This is a genomic window from Lentzea sp. NPDC060358 (assembly GCF_042725365.1).
Lineage (GTDB): Bacteria > Actinomycetota > Actinomycetes > Mycobacteriales > Pseudonocardiaceae > Lentzea.
The window spans coordinates 1-4116 of the sequence record NZ_JBHXCW010000400.1; the positions used below are offsets into that span (position 1 = coordinate 1).

Consider the following 4116-nt stretch of genomic DNA (forward strand, 5'->3'; position numbering starts at 1 on the left):
GTGGTGCTGACCTTCTAAAATCTGGGGATTTCCCTCCGGGTGGGGGGGCCCGCCGCGGGGTGTCCCCCCACTTCCTGCTGCTCAGTCCTCGTCCGAGTCGGGGTCGACAACAGGCGCGCTGGTGTAGACCTCGACCACCCACTCCTCTTCCAGCGAGTCCGCGTCGTCGGCGTCGGGAACGAGGCGGTTGTAGGCGCGAACACCGAGATCGAGCACGTCAGCGGCCTGAACCGCTTCGAGCGCTTCGGCTGCGGAGCCGACGATGTGGGTGGTGAGCAGCTGCGGAGCCGTGAATTCGGCGACTTCTTGGGACACGGCCGGACACTAGCGCATTGACGTTTCACCCATTCGAGATGAGACTGGACGCCGCTCATGGGGGAGCTGTGTTTTGTCACGGGGGTCGAGCAGAGGAAGTCATGCAGCATCGCAGGGTCACGCGCCGAGGTAAGACCGTGATCGCCATAGCGGGTGTGGCTGTCGGAGTGCTCGCGTTACTAGGTGTGATCCAATTTGCACTGAGCGGCAGCAACTCCGCCGCGCGGCCTAACGCAACCACGACGACGACTACGTCGAATGGCGTCGAAACTCCAGATGCCGCACTGGAAACGACAGAGCCGTCCGCGGACGTGAAGGTCCAAACAGGCTCGTTCAAGCAGCAGCGCGGCATGCTGACCATAGAGGTCACGAGAGTCGAAGCCGCGAACGGCAGGGTGAAGCTCTTCGTGACGGCCACCAACGCGTCCCAGGCCAGAATGACGCTCCCGGTCGACGGCATCGCCGTCCTGGACGACGTGAAGCGCACCTACGCCGCGTCGAGCAGCAAGTGGGAGAGCCTCGTCACCCAGGGCACCACCACCTCCGGCACCGTCGTGCTGGACGAGAAGGTCGGCGCGGGCGTGAACTCGCTCACACTGACGTTCAACTCGATCTCCGGCCAGTTCGCCCCCACGGGCGCGGCCATCACTGTGATGGGCATCCCGCTGCCGAAGTGATCTCCGCGTCGCGCGGGAGCCGGAGATGCCGTGGCCGGACGAAAATCCGGAGGAGTCGCGCGACCGGATCACCTACCGTTCAGGCGTGAAGTTCCTCTTCTTCTGGCGCCACCAGCCCGAACACGACGGCGGCATAGGCAAGGGCTGCCTTTCGCAGTGGTGGCCGTGCACGTTCGTGGCCGACGGCCGGGAGTTCCCCTCCGCCGAGCACTACATGATGTGGCGCAAGGCGTTGCTGTTCGACGACGCTGCTGTCGCTGCCCAGATTCTGGCGGCCCGCACTCCGGCCGAGGCCCAGGTGCTGGGCCGCCGCGTCGCGGGCTTCTCGGACGACGTCTGGGAGTCGTCGCGGCTCGGCATCGTCGTCGACGGCAACCTGGCCAAGTTCGGCCAGGACCCCGCCCTGCGCTCCTACCTGCTGGGCACGGGTTCACGGGTGCTCGTCGAGGCCAGCCCGCGGGACCGCGTGTGGGGCATCGGCCTGGCCGAGTCCGACCCGCGTGCGGCGGACCCGTCGGCGTGGCTGGGCCTGAACCTGCTCGGAGAGGCGCTGATGGAGGTCCGCGCGAAGCTGTCGTCCTGAACCCCGCGCCCGCGCCGTGCGTGTCTCAAGGCGTAGGGGCGAGGCAGGGGAGAGGGCGATGTTCAGCTATTCGGGACCGGCGCGGCTCGTCTACGCCGACGGCAACGCGGCCGACCTCGACCGCGTGGACCTGATCGAGACCGAGACCGACGGCTTCTGGCAGCTGTCCGGCGCGGGAACGGCCGCGGAGGCGCTCGATGGCGGCGCGGCGCGGATCAAGCTGCCGACCGGGGGCGAGGCCGACGTGCTGGTGTCGAACGTGCGCGTCAGCGAGAGCGCCCGCGGCGTGTCGTGCAGCGTGACGCTGATCAGCACGTGAGCACGACGATCCCGGGCCCGGACAGCCCGAGGGCCGGGTGACCTGCGCGGTCACCCGGCCCTCGGCCGTCACGGGATCGAGCCGCCTCTCCTGGAAGCGGCCCGACCACCGATCACACGTCGTAGTACAGCGCGAACTCGTACGGGTTCGGGCGCAGGCGCAGCGGGTCGATCTCCTGCTCGCGCTTGTACGAGATCCAGGTGTCGATCACGTCCGGCGTGAACACGCCGCCCTCGAGCAGGAACTCGTGGTCAGCCTCGAGGTTGTCGAGCACGGCGTCCAGCGTCGCGGGGACCTGCTTGACGTCGCGGGCCTCCTCGGGCGGGAGCTCGTAGAGGTCCTTGTCGATCGGGGCCGGCGGCTCGATCTTGTTCTTCACGCCGTCGAGGCCCGCCATGACCATCGCCGAGAAGGCGAGGTACGGGTTGCCCGAGGAGTCGGGGCAGCGGAACTCGATGCGCTTGGCCTTCGGGTTGTTGCCCGTGATCGGGATGCGGACGCACGCCGAGCGGTTGCGCTGGGAGTAGACCAGGCTGACCGGGGCCTCGTAGCCGGGGACCAGGCGGTGGTAGGAGTTCACCGTCGGGTTGGTGAAGGCCAGCAGCGACGGCGCGTGGTGCAGGATGCCGCCGATGTAGTGGCGGGCGGTGTCGGACAGGCCCGCGTAGCCGCTCTCGTCGTGGAACAGCGGCGAGCCGTCCTTCCACAGCGACTGGTGCGTGTGCATGCCCGAGCCGTTGTCGCCGAACAGCGGCTTCGGCATGAAGGTGACGGACTTGCCGGCCTGCCAGGCGGTGTTCTTGATGATGTACTTGAACAGCATCAGGTCGTCCGCGGCGTGCAGCAGCGTGTTGAACTTGTAGTTGATCTCGGCCTGGCCGCCGGTGCCGACCTCGTGGTGGGCGCGCTCGACGGTGAAGCCCTGGGCCTCCATGTTGAGGACCATCTGGTCGCGCAGGTCGGCGTAGTGGTCGTTCGGGGTGACCGGGAAGTAGCCGCCCTTGTACTTGACCTTGTAGCCGAGGTTGCCGCCCTCTTCCTCACGGCCGGTGTTCCACCAGCCGGAGACCGCGTCGATCTTGTGGAACGCGGCGTTGGCGGTCGTGTCGAACTGGACCGAGTCGAAGATGTAGAACTCGGCCTCGGCGCCGAAGTAGGCGGTGTCGGCGATGCCCGAGTCGGTGATGTACTGCTCGGCCTTGCGCGCGATGTTGCGCGGGTCGCGGCTGTAGGCCTCACGCGTGAACGGGTCGTGCACGAAGAAGTTGACGATCAGCGTCTTCTCGATGCGGAACGGGTCCAGGCGCGCGGTGTAGAGGTCGGGCAGCAGCAGCATGTCCGACTCGTGGATGGACTGGAAGCCGCGCACGGAGGAGCCGTCGAAGGCGAGACCCTCTTCGATCGCGTCGGCGTCGAACGCCTTGGCCGGCAGCGTGAAGTGCTGCATCACACCGGGCAGGTCGCTGAACCGCACGTCGACGAACTTGACGCCCTCGTCGGTGATGAACTTCAGCACCTCGTCGGAATTCTTGAACACCCTCGTCGACTCCTTGACTATGGACAACGGCTTGTCATCGCGAGCGACCGTATGTCGGCGGTGTTGCCCGTCCGTCACTCGGATGTTTCGCCAGTGTTAACGGGCCGGTCGGAGGGGGCAAGCGGACCTGACGTTCCTCACCCCGCGTTCACCGGCTTACTCTGGAGGAGTGAGCAGGTGGACCGGATCGTGGCTGTCAGGACCTGATTCCGTGCTGTCCCCGGGCGGAGACCCGGGCGACGGCACCCAGCAGCGCTGGCGCGGTGAGCGCCACGGGTTCCCCCAGGACGGCCCGGGCTCCATCGCCTCCGTCGGGCGGCGCACGTTCGCCATCCTCGCCGACTTCCTCCTCGCGGCGGGCGTCGCGGGCCTGTTCACCCGCCCCGACCTGCCGAAGAACTGGAGCCTGCTGGCCTGGTTCGTCATCACCGTCGTCGCGGTCGCGTACTTCGGGTTCACGCCGGGGCACGCGCTGCTCGGGCTGCGGGTGGCGCGCATCGACGGCAAGGCCTACGTGCACCTGCCCCGCGCGCTGCTGCGCACGATCCTCATCTTCCCGCTGATCCCGGCGCTGGTCTGGGACGCGGACGGGCGCTGCCTGCACGACAAGGCCGCGGGCACGGTGGTCGTCAAGGTCCGCTAGCGCTCCGGCCGGAACGTGGAGAGGCCCGCCGCACGGTTCGTG

At 67.8% G+C, this 4116-nt stretch carries 6 protein-coding genes; 4 read left to right on the plus strand and 2 right to left on the minus strand.

What is annotated here, in order from left to right; genetic code table 11:
* Positions 1 to 81: 81 nt before the first annotated feature.
* Positions 82 to 315, minus strand: a complete 234-nt coding sequence (locus tag ACFWGZ_RS39925; protein ID WP_382456789.1) for a hypothetical protein — start codon at positions 313 to 315, stop codon at positions 82 to 84.
* Between the two features lie 350 nt (positions 316 to 665).
* Here ACFWGZ_RS39925 and ACFWGZ_RS39930 point away from each other — a divergent pair, with 350 nt between their 5' ends.
* From ACFWGZ_RS39930 to ACFWGZ_RS39940, 3 genes are all read left to right on the plus strand, one after another.
* Positions 666 to 992 carry a hypothetical protein gene (locus tag ACFWGZ_RS39930; protein WP_382456790.1) on the plus strand — a complete coding sequence of 109 codons (327 nt, stop codon included), beginning with the start codon at positions 666 to 668 and terminating at the stop codon, positions 990 to 992.
* An 85-nt stretch (positions 993 to 1077) separates the two neighbouring features.
* A complete protein-coding gene (locus tag ACFWGZ_RS39935) occupies positions 1078 to 1575 on the plus strand; it encodes an NADAR family protein (RefSeq protein WP_382456791.1) in 498 nt (165 codons plus the stop codon).
* A gap of 58 nt (positions 1576 to 1633) precedes the next feature.
* On the plus strand, positions 1634 to 1894 hold the full coding sequence (locus ACFWGZ_RS39940; RefSeq protein ID WP_382456792.1) for a hypothetical protein: 261 nt from the start codon (positions 1634 to 1636) through the stop codon (positions 1892 to 1894).
* A gap of 112 nt (positions 1895 to 2006) precedes the next feature.
* Here ACFWGZ_RS39940 and glnA read toward each other — a convergent pair whose 3' ends face one another.
* Positions 2007 to 3431 (minus strand): type I glutamate--ammonia ligase, encoded by a 1425-nt coding sequence (gene glnA, locus ACFWGZ_RS39945; RefSeq protein ID WP_382456793.1) that lies wholly within the window; start codon positions 3429 to 3431, stop codon positions 2007 to 2009.
* Positions 3432 to 3642: 211 nt separating this feature from the next.
* Here glnA and ACFWGZ_RS39950 point away from each other — a divergent pair, with 211 nt between their 5' ends.
* On the plus strand, positions 3643 to 4074 hold the full coding sequence (locus tag ACFWGZ_RS39950; RefSeq protein ID WP_382456794.1) for an RDD family protein: 432 nt from the start codon (positions 3643 to 3645) through the stop codon (positions 4072 to 4074).
* The last annotated feature ends 42 nt before the right edge of the window (positions 4075 to 4116 follow it).